Annotated in this window: 14 protein-coding genes; 13 read left to right on the forward strand and 1 reads right to left on the reverse strand. The window is 62.0% G+C overall.

Going from position 1 to position 15,209, the window contains the following annotated elements:
- Positions 1 to 168 precede the first annotated feature (168 nt).
- The 13 genes from rpsB (at position 169) to lpxB (ending at position 13,674) form a co-directional block, all read left to right on the forward strand.
- Entirely contained in the window at positions 169 to 966 is a 798-nt protein-coding gene (gene rpsB, locus IHQ72_RS20815; RefSeq protein WP_095492864.1) for a 30S ribosomal protein S2, read from the forward strand.
- Between the two features lie 117 nt (positions 967 to 1,083).
- Positions 1,084 to 2,007: a translation elongation factor Ts gene (tsf, locus tag IHQ72_RS20820; protein WP_258116933.1), complete on the forward strand. Its 924-nt coding sequence runs from the start codon at positions 1,084 to 1,086 to the stop codon at positions 2,005 to 2,007.
- Between the two features lie 255 nt (positions 2,008 to 2,262).
- Positions 2,263 to 2,985 carry a UMP kinase gene (gene pyrH / locus IHQ72_RS20825; RefSeq protein WP_258116934.1) on the forward strand — a complete coding sequence of 241 codons (723 nt, stop codon included), beginning with the start codon at positions 2,263 to 2,265 and terminating at the stop codon, positions 2,983 to 2,985.
- 127 nt (positions 2,986 to 3,112) lie between these two features.
- Positions 3,113 to 3,667: a ribosome recycling factor gene (frr, locus tag IHQ72_RS20830; RefSeq protein ID WP_258116936.1), complete on the forward strand. Its 555-nt coding sequence runs from the start codon at positions 3,113 to 3,115 to the stop codon at positions 3,665 to 3,667.
- 29 nt (positions 3,668 to 3,696) lie between these two features.
- Complete coding sequence (locus IHQ72_RS20835) at positions 3,697 to 4,428, forward strand: isoprenyl transferase (RefSeq protein ID WP_258116937.1); 732 nt, start codon at positions 3,697 to 3,699, stop codon at positions 4,426 to 4,428.
- On the forward strand, positions 4,425 to 5,255 hold the full coding sequence (locus tag IHQ72_RS20840; RefSeq protein WP_258116938.1) for a phosphatidate cytidylyltransferase: 831 nt from the start codon (positions 4,425 to 4,427) through the stop codon (positions 5,253 to 5,255). Before IHQ72_RS20835 ends, IHQ72_RS20840 begins: the two co-directional genes overlap by 4 nt.
- Positions 5,256 to 5,369: 114 nt before the next feature.
- Complete coding sequence (rseP, locus tag IHQ72_RS20845) at positions 5,370 to 6,512, forward strand: RIP metalloprotease RseP (RefSeq protein WP_258116940.1); 1,143 nt, start codon at positions 5,370 to 5,372, stop codon at positions 6,510 to 6,512.
- Positions 6,513 to 6,729: 217 nt separating this feature from the next.
- Positions 6,730 to 9,081: an outer membrane protein assembly factor BamA gene (gene bamA, locus IHQ72_RS20850; protein ID WP_258116942.1), complete on the forward strand. Its 2,352-nt coding sequence runs from the start codon at positions 6,730 to 6,732 to the stop codon at positions 9,079 to 9,081.
- A gap of 182 nt (positions 9,082 to 9,263) precedes the next feature.
- A complete protein-coding gene (lpxD, locus tag IHQ72_RS20855; protein ID WP_258116944.1) occupies positions 9,264 to 10,322 on the forward strand; it encodes a UDP-3-O-(3-hydroxymyristoyl)glucosamine N-acyltransferase in 1,059 nt (352 codons plus the stop codon).
- Between the two features lies 1 nt (position 10,323).
- Positions 10,324 to 10,782 carry a 3-hydroxyacyl-ACP dehydratase FabZ gene (gene fabZ, locus IHQ72_RS20860; protein ID WP_095520391.1) on the forward strand — a complete coding sequence of 153 codons (459 nt, stop codon included), beginning with the start codon at positions 10,324 to 10,326 and terminating at the stop codon, positions 10,780 to 10,782.
- 13 nt (positions 10,783 to 10,795) lie between these two features.
- A complete protein-coding gene (gene lpxA, locus IHQ72_RS20865) occupies positions 10,796 to 11,629 on the forward strand; it encodes an acyl-ACP--UDP-N-acetylglucosamine O-acyltransferase (RefSeq protein WP_258116947.1) in 834 nt (277 codons plus the stop codon).
- Positions 11,616 to 12,518, forward strand: a complete 903-nt coding sequence (locus IHQ72_RS20870) for an LpxI family protein (protein WP_258116948.1) — start codon at positions 11,616 to 11,618, stop codon at positions 12,516 to 12,518. The genes lpxA and IHQ72_RS20870 overlap by 14 nt, the downstream gene beginning before the upstream one ends.
- On the forward strand, positions 12,508 to 13,674 hold the full coding sequence (gene lpxB / locus IHQ72_RS20875) for a lipid-A-disaccharide synthase (protein ID WP_258116950.1): 1,167 nt from the start codon (positions 12,508 to 12,510) through the stop codon (positions 13,672 to 13,674). The genes IHQ72_RS20870 and lpxB overlap by 11 nt, the downstream gene beginning before the upstream one ends.
- 91 nt (positions 13,675 to 13,765) lie before the next feature.
- On the opposite strand, the gene gltA is transcribed toward lpxB, so the two are convergent.
- Complete coding sequence (gene gltA, locus IHQ72_RS20880; RefSeq protein WP_065009590.1) at positions 13,766 to 15,094, reverse strand: citrate synthase; 1,329 nt, start codon at positions 15,092 to 15,094, stop codon at positions 13,766 to 13,768.
- Positions 15,095 to 15,209: the final 115 nt, after the last annotated feature.

The raw sequence follows: 15,209 nt of genomic DNA on the forward strand, positions 1-15,209 counted from the left end.
ACCGCAGCGCTTGCGTTTGTCGCGCATCCCCTCTATATGCGCGCTCATTCCACACACGGACTTTGGTGTCTGCCCGGGAGAAATCCGGCTGAGACCTCCGGTGGCGTTCGAGGACGAAGTCCAGAAATGCCTGTGTCCGTGGAGGCTAACCGGAAAGGATACTCAAGAATGGCTCTGCCTGATTTCAGCATGCGCCAGCTTTTGGAAGCTGGCATTCACTTCGGCCACCAGACTCACCGCTGGAACCCCAAGATGGCGCCCTATATCTATGGCGCCCGCAACAACATCCACATCATCGACCTCTCGCAGACGGTGCCGCTGCTGCACCAGGCGCTGAAGCAGGTTTCCGACACCGTCGCCAAGGGTGGCCGCGTGCTGTTCGTCGGCACCAAGCGCCAGGCGTCCGACATCGTCGCCGACGCCGCGCAGCGCTCGGCCCAGTACTATGTCAACTCCCGCTGGCTCGGCGGCATGATGACCAACTGGAAGACGATTTCGAATTCCATCCAGCGCCTGCGCAAGCTCGACGAGATGCTGGCCGGCGAGGCCCAGGGGCTCACCAAGAAGGAGCGCCTCAATCTTGATCGCGAGCGCGAGAAGCTCGACAAGGCGCTGGGCGGCATCAAGGACATGGGCTCGACGCCCGACCTGATGTTCGTGATCGACACCAACAAGGAAGCGATCGCCATCCTCGAGGCCAAGCGTCTCGGCATCCCGGTCGTCGCCATCATCGATTCCAACTGCGACCCGGACAAGATCGATTTCCCGATTCCGGGCAATGACGACGCGGCCCGCGCCATCCAGCTCTATTGCGATCTGATCGCCAAGGCTGCAATCGACGGCATCGCTCGCCAGCAGGGCGCGCTCGGCGTCGACGTCGGCGCTTTGGCCGAGGCTCCGGTCGAGCCGGCACTCGAGCCGACGCCGACCGCTGAGACACCGGCCGCCCAGACACCGGAAGCGTAACAGCGAAGGCCGGTTTCGGCCTTCATCTTTCTCATATTTTGGCGCGCTAAGCGCTGGCGCCAGGCGCATCATCGAGGACCGGTGGTGCGTCGGTGCATTTTAAACAAAGAGGCGACAATGAGCATTTCGGCTGCACAGGTCAAAGAACTCCGCGACTTGACCGGCGCGGGCATGATGGACTGCAAGGCGGCGTTGAACGAGACCAACGGCAACATGGAAGAGGCCGTCGACTGGCTGCGCAAGAAGGGCATTTCCAAGGCCGACAAGAAGGCCGGCCGTACCGCGGCCGAAGGCCTGATCGGCGTCGATTCCGGTATCCGCGAGGCGGCGGTCGTCGAGGTCAACTCCGAGACCGACTTCGTTGCCCGCAACGCCGCTTTCCAGGAGATCGTCGCCAACGTCGCCAAGGTCGCGCTCGCCTATGGCGGCAAGACCGAGGCCGTCGCAGCCGCACCGTATCCGGGTTCGGACAAGTCGGTCGCCGACACCATCAAGGATGCTGTCGGCACGATCGGTGAGAATCTTGGCTTCCGCCGTTCGGCCAAGCTCACCGTAGAGCACGGCGCTGTCGCAACCTACGTCCACAATGCGGTTGCCGACGGCCTTGGCAAGCTCGGCGTGCTGGTCGCCATCGAGACCACAGGCAACGCGCAGGCCGCCAACGCCTTTGCCCGTCAGGTCGCTATGCATGTCGCCGCCACCAACCCGATGGCGCTGACGACCGAGCAGCTCGATCCGGCCGCGGTCGAGCGCGAGAAGGCGATCTTCGCCGACCAGGCGCGCCAGTCCGGCAAGCCGGAGGCTATCATCGAGAAGATGGTCGAGGGCCGTTTGCGCAAGTTTTACGAAGAGGTCGTGCTGCTCAAGCAGGCTTTCGTGCTCAATCCCGACATCACCGTCGAGAAGGCGCTGACGGATGCCGAAAAGGAAATCGGCGCACCGGCCAAGATCACTGCCTATCTGCGCTTCGCGCTCGGCGAGGGCATCGAGAAGGAAGAAACCGATTTCGCGGCGGAAGTCGCGGCGGCGGTCAAGAAGTAAACCGCACTCTATTTTCTGAAAAGACTTTACGGCCGGGTGTCCGCGAGGATGCCCGGCCGATTTCTTGCGCGGTATCGCCCGGATCTGCTCGTGCAAGATGCATTTGCCGGCGTAAGCTAACGACTGGAAGAGAGTTTTCCGGTTCGGGCGCCGCGTGACATCGCGGCGCCCTTCGTGTATCGGAACCCAATGTTTCGGGGCAGCGCCTGCGCGGCGGCAGCCGAGGCGCGTCACACGCATAATAATGAGGACCAGATGACGGTGAAGCCCCTCTACCGACGTGTCTTGCTGAAAGCGTCGGGCGAAGCGTTGATGGGCGAGCAGCATTTCGGCATCGACGTGTCGGTAGTCGATCGCATCGCCGCCGACATCGCCGAGGCCCGCGCCCTGGGCATCGAAGTCGGCGTCGTCATCGGCGGCGGCAACATCTTTCGTGGCGTGGCCGTTGTTTCCAAGGGAGGTGACCGGGTCACCGGTGACCACATGGGCATGCTCGCCACCGTCATCAACTCGCTGGCGCTGCGCACTTCGCTGAACAAGATCGGCGTCGACGCGGTGGTGCTGTCGGCAATCGCCATGCCCGAGCTTTGCGAGAGCTTTTCGCAGCGCCAGGCGACCGCCTACATGAACCAGGGCAAGGTCGTCATCTTCGCCGGCGGCACCGGCAACCCGTTCTTCACCACCGATTCGGCCGCGGCGCTGCGCGCGGCGGAAATCGGCGCCGACGCGCTGTTCAAGGGCACTCAGGTCGACGGCGTCTATTCTGCCGATCCCAAGAAGGACCCGAATGCGACACGCTTCGAGCGCATCAGCCATGGCGAAGTCATAAAACGTGGTCTTTCGATCATGGATACGGCCGCGATTGCACTTGCGCGGGAAAACAACATTCCGATAATCGTCTATTCGATCCACGAGAAGGGTGGTTTCGGTGATATTCTGAGGGGCGGCGGCCGTTGCACGGTCGTCACGGACGACTGATCGGGAGCCCGATCCCGAACCGAAGGTTTCCCGTAGGCGAAAAGCGGGAACCGGTTTTCGGATTGAGGCTTGAATACGGGGTTACCCCTGAACAGTGAACCCGGGCTAACGGGTCGAGGAGACGATGATGAGTGCCGAATACGATGATCTCAAACGGCGCATGGACGGGGCGATCGCGGCGTTCAAGCACGATCTGGCTTCGCTGCGCACCGGCCGCGCTTCGAGCAACCTGCTCGACGCGATCCAGGTGCAGGCCTACGGCACCACCATGCCGATCAACCAGGTGGCAAACGTGTCGGTGCCGGAGCCGCGCATGATTTCGGTTTCGGTTTGGGACAAGTCGATGGTCGGTGCGGTCGATCGCGCCATCCGTGAATCCAATCTCGGCTTCAATCCGATCGTCGACGGCACCAATCTCAGAATTCCGCTGCCCGAACTTAACGAACAGCGCCGCAAGGAGCTGGTTAAGATCTCGCATGGCTATGCCGAGAATGCGCGCATCGCCGTGCGCCACGTGCGCCGGGACGGCATGGAGTTTCTCAAAAAGGCGGAAAAGGACGGCGATATCAGCGAGGACGATCATCGCAAGCGGTCCGACCAGGTCCAAAAGCTCACAGACGAGATGATCGGCACCATCGACCATCTGCTTTCCGATAAGGAAGCAGAAATCATGCAGGTTTAAGGGTAGGTGACCGACCCGAAAGCGAGACTATGACAAGCCCCGCGCATGTCGCGATCATCATGGACGGAAACGGACGCTGGGCCAAGGCGCGCGGCCTGCCACGGCTTGCCGGCCATCGTGCCGGCGTCGAGGCGCTGCGCAACACGGTGCGCGCCGCTCCTGGCCTCGGCATCTCCTTCCTGACCGTCTACGCCTTCTCGTCGGAAAACTGGTCGCGGCCGAAGTCCGAAGTCAGCGACCTGATGGGCCTCTTGAAAATCTTCATCCGCCGCGATCTCGCCGAGCTTCACCAAAACGGCGTGCGGGTCAGGATCATCGGCGACAGGGCAGGGCTGCAACCTGATATCAGGACCCTGCTTGAAGAGGCCGAAACGCTCACCGCCCGCAACGACGCGCTGACCCTGGTTATCGCTTTCAACTATGGCGGACGCGACGAGATCGTGCGCACGGCGCGCAAGCTTGCCTCGGCGGTGGCGCGCGGCGAGCTCGACAGCGAGGCGATCACGGCCGAATCCTTTGCAGGCTCTCTCGACACCCAGGGTATTCCAGATCCGGAACTGGTCATCCGCACCAGCGGCGAGCTCAGGCTGTCGAATTTCCTTCTGTGGCAAGCGGCCTATAGCGAGCTTGTCTTCCTGCCTTGTTACTGGCCCGATTTCAGCCGCGAGCATTTGGCCGACGCATTGCGCGACTTTGCCAGTCGCGAGCGCCGTTTCGGCGGGCTTGGCGCTCAAGATGTCGCCGTGACGGCCAAGGGATGAGCAACCTCCAGCTTCGCGTCATTTCTGCCGTCGTGCTTGCGGTCGTCACACTCAGCCTGACCTGGCTCGGCGGACTGCCCTTCCGGTTGCTTTGCGCCGCCATGACGATCCTGATCTTCTACGAGTGGACGCGAATGTGCCGCCCGGTCGCCGCCACGGGTCTTGGTTATCTGCCGGAGGCGCTGCTTCTGATTCTCGTCGGCGCCTTGGTCGCCGGCCTGCCGGCGTCATGGCTGCTGCTACTTGTGGCAGTGATGGTCGTTGTCACCGCGGTCGTGGGTTCGATGCGCCAGACTTCGATGCATCAAACGGGACAGTGGGACGCGTCCGGCCTTGCCTATGCCGGCATTTCCGGCCTGTCACTTGCCCTTTTGCGCGACGGCGACCATCCCGGCCTCGTCGCCATTCTGTTCCTGTTCGCGGTGGTTTGGGCGACCGACATATCAGCCTATTTCGTCGGCCGCGCTGTCGGCGGTCCGAAGCTGGCGCCATCGATCTCGCCAGGCAAGACCCAGAGCGGGGCGCTCGGCGGCGCTGTCGGCGGCGTGGTTGCCGGGCTGCTTTTGGCCGCTGCGGCCGGAGCCGGCAATCTCGCAGTGCTCGGCGTCGTTGCAGTCGTGCTTTCGCTGGTCTCCCAGGCTGGCGACCTTTTCGAATCATGGGTGAAGCGCCGCCACAACCGCAAGGATTCGGGCACGCTGATACCGGGCCATGGCGGCGTCATGGACCGGGTCGACGGGCTTGTCGCGGCGGCATTCGCCCTGTACGTCATCGGCTGGATTTCGGCGACCGCCGACCATCCGGCACAGGGGCTGTTTCCAGCTTGATCGGCATGTTTCCTGGCCTGGTATCTTGACCTGCGCAGGATGCGCCATGGATTCGCCTGGATTGATGCCACAGTCGCGGTACGACCGTGCTGCGGACGAATTTGAGGACATGAGTTGAACGAGATTCTTCACGCGGTTTTCAGCACGGAAGGCTTTGTCATTGGCACGCTGGTGCCGTTCCTGTTCGTGCTGACCGTAGTCGTGTTCGTCCACGAGATGGGCCATTATCTCGTCGGCCGCTGGTGCGGCATCGGCGTAAAGGTCTTTTCGATCGGCTTCGGCCCGGAGCTCTTCGGCTTTAATGACAGCCATGGCACGCGCTGGAAACTCTGCGCCATTCCACTCGGCGGCTACGTCAAATTCGTCGGCGACATGAACGCCACCTCGAGCCAGCCCAGTTCGGAGGAGATCGAAGCGCTGACCGATGCCGAGCGCAAGGTTGCGTTTCACACGCAGCCGATCTGGAAGCGCGCGGCGACTGTGGTTGCCGGCCCGCTGTTCAATTTCCTGCTGACGATCGCCGTCTTCGCGGTGCTGTTTACCGCCTATGGCCGCCCCGTGATGGAGCCGACGGTGGCTGAAGTCACCGCCGACAGCCCAGCGGCGCAGGCCGGCATCCTGCCCGGGGACCGATTCGTCAGCGTCGACGGCAGCAAGGTCCAGACCTTCGCCGACGTCCAGCGCCGGGTCTCGGGCCGCGGCGGCGACGCCATCACCTTCGTCATGCTGCGCGGCGGCAAGGAGATCACCGTTACGGCGACGCCGCGATTGATGGAACAGGAAGACGCGCTGGGCAACAAGGTCAAGGTGGCCGTGATCGGCGTCGTCAACAACCAGGAGTTCGGCCAACCCCGCCTGATCACCTACAGCCCGGCTGGCGCACTGGCTGCCGCGGTCGAGGAAACCGGCCACATCATCCAGGGTACCGGCCAGTTCCTGCTGCGTTTCGTCGTCGGTCGCGAAGACAAATGCCAGCTGGGCGGCCCAATCAAAATCGCAAAGATGTCGGGGCAGGCGGCAAAACTGGGCTTCGACTGGCTTGTGCAACTTGTTGCGCTGTTGTCGGTCGGGATCGGTATTCTCAACCTTTTGCCTATTCCTCCCCTCGACGGCGGCCATCTCCTGTTCTACGGCGTGGAGGCCGTCATTCGGCGACCGGTGTCGGAACGGATGATGGAGATGGGTTACAGGGCCGGCCTGCTCCTCGTCTTGGGCTTCATGGGGTTCGTTTTCTGGAACGACCTGTTTGGATGCTGAAATCATGAAGAAATTTGGCTTCGGCACAGCCAATGTTGAGACGCCGTTTACCATGCATGGGGATATGCGTGACGCGAAAGCCACGCAACAGGGTTAAGTAAATACAAATTAACCAGGAGCCTTGCGTGTAGGGAAAATCCGGTTAATACGGTAGGGGAAATTACCGCACGTCCGGTTTTCTCGCCGTGGGGACTTCGAGAAAAGGTACAAAAGCCCGATGAAGGCAGCATCCAAGTTTCTGAGCGCCGCGTCCGCGGTGGCCCTTTCCGCCGCCCTGGTCGTACCAGGCGCGCTCACAGTGCAGTTCGTTGCCACATCGGCGGCCGAGGCCGCTGTTGTTTCAAGAGTTGAAGTCAGCGGCAATCAGCGGGTCGACGCCGACACCATCCGCAACTACGTCACGATCAAGCCCGGCAAGGCCTTTTCCAGCTCCGATATCGATGATGCGGTCAAGGCGCTGTTCGGCACCGGGCTGTTCTCGGACGTCCAGATCAACCAGGTCGGTTCGTCGCTGGTCATCAAGGTTTCCGAATATCAGGTCGTGAACCAGGTGCTGTTCCAGGGCAACAAGAAGCTCAAGGACAACGCCCTTGCGGCCGCGGTCCAGTTGAAGCCGCGCGGAACGTTCTCGCAGCAGGCGCTCGATGCCGATGTCGAGGCGGTCAAGGCCGCCTACAGGCGTATCGGCCGCGACGACGCCGCCGTGACCACCCAGATCATGGATCTCGGCGACAACCGTGTGAACGTGGTCTTCAACATCAACGAAGGCGGCCGCACGCAGATCGCCGCGATCAATTTCGTCGGCAACAGCGCCTACTCGAGCCGTCGCCTGTCCGACGTCATCTCCACCAAGCGCTCGTCCATCCTTTCGTTCGTGCTGCGCGACGATGTCTATGACGAAGACAAGCTGCGCGCCGACCAGGAGTTGCTGCGCCGTTTCTATTACAACCACGGTTATGCCGACTTCCAGGTGATTTCCGCGGTCGGCGAACTCGATGAGTCCACCAACAAATATACGGTGACCATCACCGTGCAGGAGGGCGATCGCTACACCTTCGGCGACGTCAGCGTCGAGAGCTCGATTCCCGAGGTCGATCCTGCATCGCTGCAGTCGGTGGTCGAAACCCACAAGGGCGATGTCTACAACGCCGAGAACGTCGAAGACACCATCATCGCATTGACCGAGAGGGTCGCCGGTTCCGGCTATCCCTTCGCCCAGGTGACGCCGCGCGGCGACCGCAATTTCGAGAACCACACCATTTCAGTGGTTTATACGATCGACCAGGGCACCAAGGCCTATGTCGAACGCATCGAGATCCGCGGCAACGACCGGACACGCGACTATGTCATTCGCCGCGAATTCGACGTGAGTGAGGGCGACGCCTTCAACCAGGTTCTCATTCAGCGCGCGAAGAAGCGGCTGGAAGCGCTCGATTATTTTGAGAAAGTCGAGGTTTCGACCGTGCCCGGCTCTGAGCCGGACCAGGTGGTGCTCGTGGTCGACGTGGTCGAGAAATCGACCGGCGAGTTCTCTGTCGGCGCCGGCTATTCGACAGGCGGCGACACCGACGGCCCATCCATCGAAGGATCGATCACCGAGCGCAACTTCCTCGGACGCGGCCAGTTCATCAAGCTATCGGCGGGCGGCGGCAAGAATTCACGTGACTACAGCTTCTCCTTCACCGAGCCCTATTTCCTCGGGCGGCGTATCGCTGCCGGTTTCGATGTCTTCAACCGGACCAGGGAATACGACGACTACCAGAGCGAGACGACGGGCGCGACAGTGCGCTTCGGCCTGCCGATCACCGACGACATCTCGACGCAGCTGGCGTATAATATCTCGCAGGAGAAGTATGAGCTCGACGATGGCTGCGATCCCAACGCCGGGTGCGACGTCTCTACGGCTATCCTAAACGGCATTGAGGAAAGCCCGTGGCTCAAGTCGTCGGTCAGTCTCGGCCTGGTCTACAACACCATCGACGACATGAAGAGCCCGCATGAAGGCATCTTCGCCAATGTCACCACGGAATTCGCCGGCCTCGGCGGCGACGCCAAATTCGTCAAGGTGACAGCGCGTGGCACCGTTTACCAGACATTGTCTGAGCAGCTTGATCTGGTTGGTTTGATTTCGGGTGGAGCGGGCCATATCCAGGGCTACGGCAGCGACGACGACCTGCGCATCTTCGACCATTTCCAGAGCAGCGACCGTATGATCCGCGGCTTCGCCTATGGCGGCATCGGTCCTGTCGACGACCAGGGCTTTGACGACCATCTCGGTGGCACCACCTATTTCAACGCCTCGGCGGAAGCCCAGTTTCCGATGCCGGTCATTCCGGAGAGCTTCGGCCTGCGCGGCGCGGTCTTTGCCGATGCGGCGACACTTTATGGCAACGATGTGGCGGGTGTCGATCCATCGACAACCGACATGGAGTGGCGCGCCTCGGTCGGTCTCGGCATGATGTGGGCGTCGCCCTTTGGCCCGATCCGCATCGACTATGCGATCCCGGTCCTCAAGGAGGACACCGACGACGTGCAGGAATTCAACTTCGGCATATCGTCCCGCTTCTGATCGGCGGGCAACGATACTTCCGGGCCGTAGGGGTCCGGAAGAAGAGTGATCCGACACTACAGCGCCGCGCGTCCTTCTTGGATGCGCAAAGGAGGCTGTAGAACTTTGATTTTGCGCATGATCCTTTCCGAAGATCGATTCCGATTTTCGGGGTCATGCGCTAGCTGGATATAGCTTCTGGAATGACCGATCCGGTGTTCTTCGCGCCATCACGCCGGTATACGGCTGGCGAAGTCGCGAATCTGACCGGCTCGGTGCTTGTCGATTCCGACCTCTCCGATATATCGATTGAAGCCTTGGCGCCGGCAAGCGAAGGCGGCGAGCACGCTCTTGTCTTCGTCGATGGCAGACGCAACTTCGCGCTGATGCAATCGCTGCGAGCAGCGGCGGTTCTCTGTCCCGCCGAATTTGCCGGCAAAGCGCCGGCGGGCATTGCGGTTCTGGTCCATCCGCGCCCGCAACAGGCTTTCGCGATGGTCGGACGCCTTCTTTTTCCGGCGGCTGCGACACCGGCGCCGATGACCGGCGAAACCGGTATCTCGCCGCATGCCCATATCGATCCATCGGCGCATGTCGAGGCCGGCGCGATCGTCGAGGCCGGCGCGATCATCGGCCCCCGCGCTTCTATCGGCAGCGGAACCGTTATTGCTCCTCATGCCGTTATCGGTCCCTCCTGCCAGTTCGGCCGCGATGGCTATGTCGGTCCAGGCGCCAGCATCCAGTACGCGCTGATCGGCAATCGCGTCATCATCCATGGCGGCGCCCGCATCGGCCAGGACGGTTTTGGCTTCGTGGGCGGCGCAAAGGGCCCGGAGCGCGTCCCACAAATCGGCCGGGTTGTTATCCAGGACGACGTCGAGATCGGCTCGAACACAACGGTCGATCGTGGCGCCATGTCCGACACGATCATCGGTCAAGGCACGAAGATCGACAATCTGGTGCAGATCGCTCACAACGTCCGCATCGGCCGCAATTGCATAATCGCCGGCCTTTCGGGTATTTCCGGTTCCGTAACAGTGGGCGACAACGTCACCATGGGTGGCGGTGTCGGTCTTGCGGATCACCTGACCATTGGGACTGGGGCCAAGCTTGCTGCAAGAAGCGGGTTCATGAGCAACGTCCCCGCGGGCGAGATTTGGGGAGGGTACCCGGCGCAGCCGATGGCGGAAGCGATGCGGGAGATCGCGGCTCTGCGAAGACTGGCCAGGGCGCGGAAATCGGGCGACGGAGGGAAGAGCTGAGATGGTGGCGGCGACGACGCTCGAGGCGGTCGACATATTGGGGCTGATGAAGCTCCTGCCGCATCGCTATCCGTTCCTGATGATCGACCGTATCATCGACATCGATGGCGACGAGTCCGCTATCGGCATCAAGAACGTGACCATAAACGAGCCGCATTTCCAGGGTCATTTCCCGGATCAGCCGGTCATGCCCGGCGTGCTGATCGTTGAGGCGATGGCGCAGACGGCCGGCGCCATCTGCATCCGCAGCCTAGGCACCGAAAAACCGTCGCTGGTCTATTTCCTGACCATCGACAACGCCAAATTCCGTAAACCGGTCGTTCCCGGCGACCAGTTGAAAATTCATGTGAAGAAAATCAAGAAACGCGGCAACCTTCTCAAATTCGCCTGCGAGGCTCTGGTCGACGGCGTCAAGGCCGCGGAAGCCGAGATTTCGGCGATGATGGTTACGAGCGACTGACGATCGAATGCTTATGAAAATCCAGACAGTCATCCATCCATCTTCGGTCATCGAGGCGGGCGCCAAAATCGGCGAGGGCGTCCGCATCGGGCCGTTCTGCCACATCAGCGCCGACGCGGTGATCGGCGATCGCGTCGAACTGGTCAGCCACATCTCGGTGATGGGGGCGACCACCATCGGTGCGTCGACCAAGGTCTATCCGATGGCGACACTGGGCGCGCCACCGCAGAATACCAAGCACAAGGGCGGCCGCACCACGCTGGTCGTCGGTGAGAACTGCACGATCCGCGAAGGCGTGACCATGCACCTCGGCACCGATTCCAGCCGCGGCGAGACGACGATTGGCGACAACGGCAATTTCCTTGCCTACGCCCACATCGCCCATGATTGCATTGTCGGCAAGAACGCCACCTTCGCCAATCAGGCGACGTTGGGCGGCCATTGCGAGATCGGCGACAACGTCTATATCGGTGGTCTCAGCGCCGTTCATCAGTTTGTCCGCGTCGGCGACAACGCCTTTCTCGGCGGTTGCTCGGCATTCGTCGGCGATGTCATTCCCTACGCCATCGCCGTCGGCAATCGCGCCAGCCTTCGCGGCCTCAACATCATCGGCCTGAAGCGCGCCGGCCTGCCGCGCTCCGAGATCCACACGCTGCGCAAGGCCTACAGGACGATCTTCGATCGCTCCCGAACCGTCGGCGAAAACATCGAGTTCGCCAAGGCGGAATTCGCCTCGTCACCGACCGCCATGAAAATCATCGATTTCATCACCAGTCGCGGCAAGCGGCACTATGCCGTCCCGTCGCTCAAGGCTGGCGACGGCGACGATGCAGATGACGAAGATTGAGGCCACCCGGACGGGCCTTGATCTCGCGCCAGACGCCAAGGTCGGCATCATTGCCGGCGGCGGCAGTTTGCCGGTCGAAGTCGCCAAGGCGCTTGCTGGGCAAGGCAAGTCTCCCTTCGTGGTAATAGTGGCGGGCGAAGTCGACCGCATATCCGACTTCGACGCCTACGAGCAGGCGACGTTGAGGCTGGAGGATGTCGGCTCACTGCTGCCGACGCTCAAGAACCATCACGTTACCCATCTGGTAACAGCGGGCCATATCACACGCCGCCCCAGGCTGAGCGCCATGCGCCTCAATCTCGGCCTGCTCGCCTGGGTGCCCAGCCTTCTTGTCGGTGTAACCCAAGGCGACGACACCGTGCTGAAACTGTTCGTGCGAAGGGTCGAGCGCAGCGGGATCAAGGTTGTCGGCGCCCATGAGATCGTGCCGGAACTGGTCGCGGCCGAAGGGACGCTGACCAATGCTGCGCCGCGGAAATCCGACTGGCGCGACATCGAAGCGGCGCATACGGCGGCAAAGGCCATCGGCGCGCTGGATATCGGCCAGGCGGCTGTTGCGATCGGCGGCCGCGCCATCGCGCTGGAAGGCGTCGAGGGCACTGACGGATTGCTCGATCGAACAAGGCAGTTGCGCGGCCATGGCAGGCTGGCCGGCAGAACGCGCGGCGTCCTGGTCAAATGCGCCAAGCCCGGCCAGGAGTTGCGCGCCGACCTGCCCTCCATCGGCCCGCAGACGGTCGAGGCGGCGCATGCCGCCGGACTTGCCGGCATTGCCGTCGAAGCCGGTCGCTCGCTGGTTCTGGAAGGCCCCACCGTCGTCGCCCGTGCCAACGCGCTCGGCCTGTTCGTGATTGGCCTGCCTGCTGCGGAGCCGGCGCATGGCGACTGAGAAACCGCTGAAGATCGCCATCGTCGCCGGCGAAGAATCCGGCGACCTGCTTGGCGCCGACATCGTAGCGGCGCTGAAGGGCACGACCGGCAGCGAGGTCCGGCTCGTCGGCATCGGCGGCCGGCATTTGCAGGCGCTCGGCCTCTCTCCGCTCTTCGACAGCGGCGAGATCGCGCTGATGGGCCTGAGCGCCATCCTGCGCGACCTGCCGCGCCTGATGCGGCGGATCAGCCAGACCGCCAGCGCGATCGCCGGTGAAAAGCCCCACTGTCTCATCACCATCGACAGCCCGGATTTTTCGCTGCGCGTGGCTAAAAAGGTGCGTGCCGCCGATCCGGCAATCCCGATCGTCCACTATGTCTGCCCGAGCGTCTGGGCCTGGCGGCCGGGCAGGGCGGTGGCGATGAAACCGTATGTCGATCATATCCTCTGCATCTTGCCCTTCGAGGTGAAGGAACTCGCCCGCCTCGGTGGTCCGCCCGGCACCTATGTCGGCCATCGCCTCACGCATGATCCGGGCGTGATCGGCGCTGCCAAGGCGCAAAGCCAGCCGCGCGACCTGTCCGACGATCGTGTGAAGACACTGCTTGTGCTGCCCGGCTCGCGTCGCGGCGAGGTGCGACGGCTAGTCGGCCCGTTCGGCAAGACGATCTCGATCCTGCGCGCACGCGGACACCGCTTGCGCCTGCTGTTGCCGACGGTGCCGCATGTCGCCGACCTGGTCAGGGCTTCGGTGGCAAGCTGGGACGAGAAGCCGGAGATCATCCTTGATCCCGAACGCAAATGGCAGGCCTTCGGCAAGGCCGATGCAGCGCTGATCGCATCGGGAACGGTGTCGCTGGAATTGGCGCTGTCGGGGGTGCCGATGATCTCCTGCTACCGGCTCGATCCGGTCATGCGGATGGCCCAGCGCCTGATCACCGTATGGAGCGCCGCCTTGCCCAATCTCATCGCCGATCGCCCGATCGTACCGGAAAGCTACAACGAATATGTGCGGCCGCAATATCTTGCGCGGCAGTTGGAGGCGCTTTTTTCCGACACCCCCTATCGCGCATGGCAGAAGGACGGTTTTGCCGAGGTGGCCAGACGCATGGCTGTCGACGGACCTTCCGGCGATATCGCTGCGGGGGTCGTGATGAGGTGTATCAAGCGGTGAATAGTGAGTAGTGAGTAGTGAGTAGTGAGTAGTGAGTAGTGAGCGGCATCGCTAGGTATCTGAAATACTACTCACTACTCACTTCTTCTTTTCACCGTTTAGCAATCGGCACGTAGTCGCGTTCCGGCGCACCTGTATAGAGTTGGCGCGGGCGACCGATCTTCTGGTGCGGATCCTCGATCATCTCTTTCCACTGCGCGATCCAGCCGACGGTACGGGCGACCGCGAACAGCACGGTGAACATGGTGGTGGGGAAGCCCAGCGCCTTCAGCGTGATGCCGGAATAGAAATCGACGTTCGGATAAAGCTTCTTCTCGATGAAATAGGAGTCGGTCAGCGCGATCTTTTCCAGTTCCATGGCGATGTCGAGCAGCGGGTCGTCCTTGATGCCGAGTTCGCCCAAAACCTCATGTGCGGTCTTCTGCATGATCTTGGCGCGCGGATCGTAGTTCTTGTAGACGCGGTGGCCAAACCCCATCAACCGGAACGGATCGTTCTTGTCCTTGGCGCGGGCGATGAATTCCGGAATGTGGTCGACATGGCCGATCTCGCCCAGCATGTTCAAGGCCGCCTCGTTGGCGCCGCCATGGGCCGGTCCCCACAGGCAGGCGATGCCAGCGGCGATGCAGGCAAACGGGTTGGCGCCTGACGAGCCGGCGAGGCGGACGGTCGAGGTCGAGGCGTTCTGCTCGTGATCGGCATGCAGGATGAAGATGCGCTCCATCGCACGCGCCAGCACCGGGTTGATCTTGTATTCCTCGCACGGCACGGCAAAGCACATATGCAGGAAGTTGGCCGCGAAATTCAGCTCGTTCTTCGGGTAGATGAAGGGCTGACCGATGTGGTATTTGTAGGCCATCGCCGCGATCGTCGGCATTTTGGCGATCAGCCGCATCGATGCGACCATGCGCTGATACGGGTCCGAGATGTCGGTGGAATCGTGATAGAAGGCTGACAGAGCGCCGACCACGCCGCACATCACCGCCATCGGATGCGCGTCGCGGCGAAAGCCGGTGAAGAAGCGCGACATCTGCTCGTGCACCATGGTGTGGCGCGTCACCCGGTAGTCGAAATCGTCCTTCTGCGCCTTGGTCGGCAATTCGCCATAGAGCAAGAGATAGCAGACTTCGAGGAAGTCGCCGTGCTCGGCCAACTGGTCGATCGGATAGCCGCGATGCAAAAGGATGCCGGCATCGCCATCGATAAAGGTGATTTCCGACTCGCAGCTTGCCGTCGACGTGAAGCCGGGATCGTAGGTGAACGCCCCGGTGGTGCTGTAAAGCGAGCCGATGTCGATGACATCAGGTCCGACCGAGCCGCTTCGCACCTTGAGCTCGTGAGTTTTGCCGCCGAATTCAAGTTTAGCAGTCGACGCGTGGGTTTTGCCGCCAAATTCCATCTTTGTCGCAGCTTCGGACATTGCAAACTCCTTTTGGTTTTCTCATGCCGGCAAAGGCGAAATATCTGCAACGCAACACGTCGAAAGCATCGGAGTTCGCGCGTTTGCGCCCGCAATTGGAATTGCGTGCCAAATT

Origin of the sequence: Mesorhizobium onobrychidis (genome assembly GCF_024707545.1) — a bacterium.
Taxonomy (GTDB): Bacteria; Pseudomonadota; Alphaproteobacteria; order Rhizobiales; family Rhizobiaceae; genus Mesorhizobium; species Mesorhizobium onobrychidis.

Coding starts and splice junctions, on each gene's coding strand:
- pyrH (WP_258116934.1), top strand. CDS start 2,263: ATGACGGTGAAGCCCCTCTACCGACGTGTCTTGCTGAAAGCGTCGGGC.
- fabZ (WP_095520391.1), top strand. CDS start 10,324: ATGGTGGCGGCGACGACGCTCGAGGCGGTCGACATATTGGGGCTGATG.
- lpxA (WP_258116947.1), top strand. CDS start 10,796: ATGAAAATCCAGACAGTCATCCATCCATCTTCGGTCATCGAGGCGGGC.
- IHQ72_RS20870 (WP_258116948.1), top strand. CDS start 11,616: ATGACGAAGATTGAGGCCACCCGGACGGGCCTTGATCTCGCGCCAGAC.
- lpxB (WP_258116950.1), top strand. CDS start 12,508: ATGGCGACTGAGAAACCGCTGAAGATCGCCATCGTCGCCGGCGAAGAA.
- gltA (WP_065009590.1), bottom strand. CDS start 15,094: ATGTCCGAAGCTGCGACAAAGATGGAATTTGGCGGCAAAACCCACGCG.
- frr (WP_258116936.1), top strand. CDS start 3,113: ATGAGTGCCGAATACGATGATCTCAAACGGCGCATGGACGGGGCGATC.
- IHQ72_RS20840 (WP_258116938.1), top strand. CDS start 4,425: ATGAGCAACCTCCAGCTTCGCGTCATTTCTGCCGTCGTGCTTGCGGTC.
- IHQ72_RS20835 (WP_258116937.1), top strand. CDS start 3,697: ATGACAAGCCCCGCGCATGTCGCGATCATCATGGACGGAAACGGACGC.
- rpsB (WP_095492864.1), top strand. CDS start 169: ATGGCTCTGCCTGATTTCAGCATGCGCCAGCTTTTGGAAGCTGGCATT.
- bamA (WP_258116942.1), top strand. CDS start 6,730: ATGAAGGCAGCATCCAAGTTTCTGAGCGCCGCGTCCGCGGTGGCCCTT.
- lpxD (WP_258116944.1), top strand. CDS start 9,264: ATGACCGATCCGGTGTTCTTCGCGCCATCACGCCGGTATACGGCTGGC.
- tsf (WP_258116933.1), top strand. CDS start 1,084: ATGAGCATTTCGGCTGCACAGGTCAAAGAACTCCGCGACTTGACCGGC.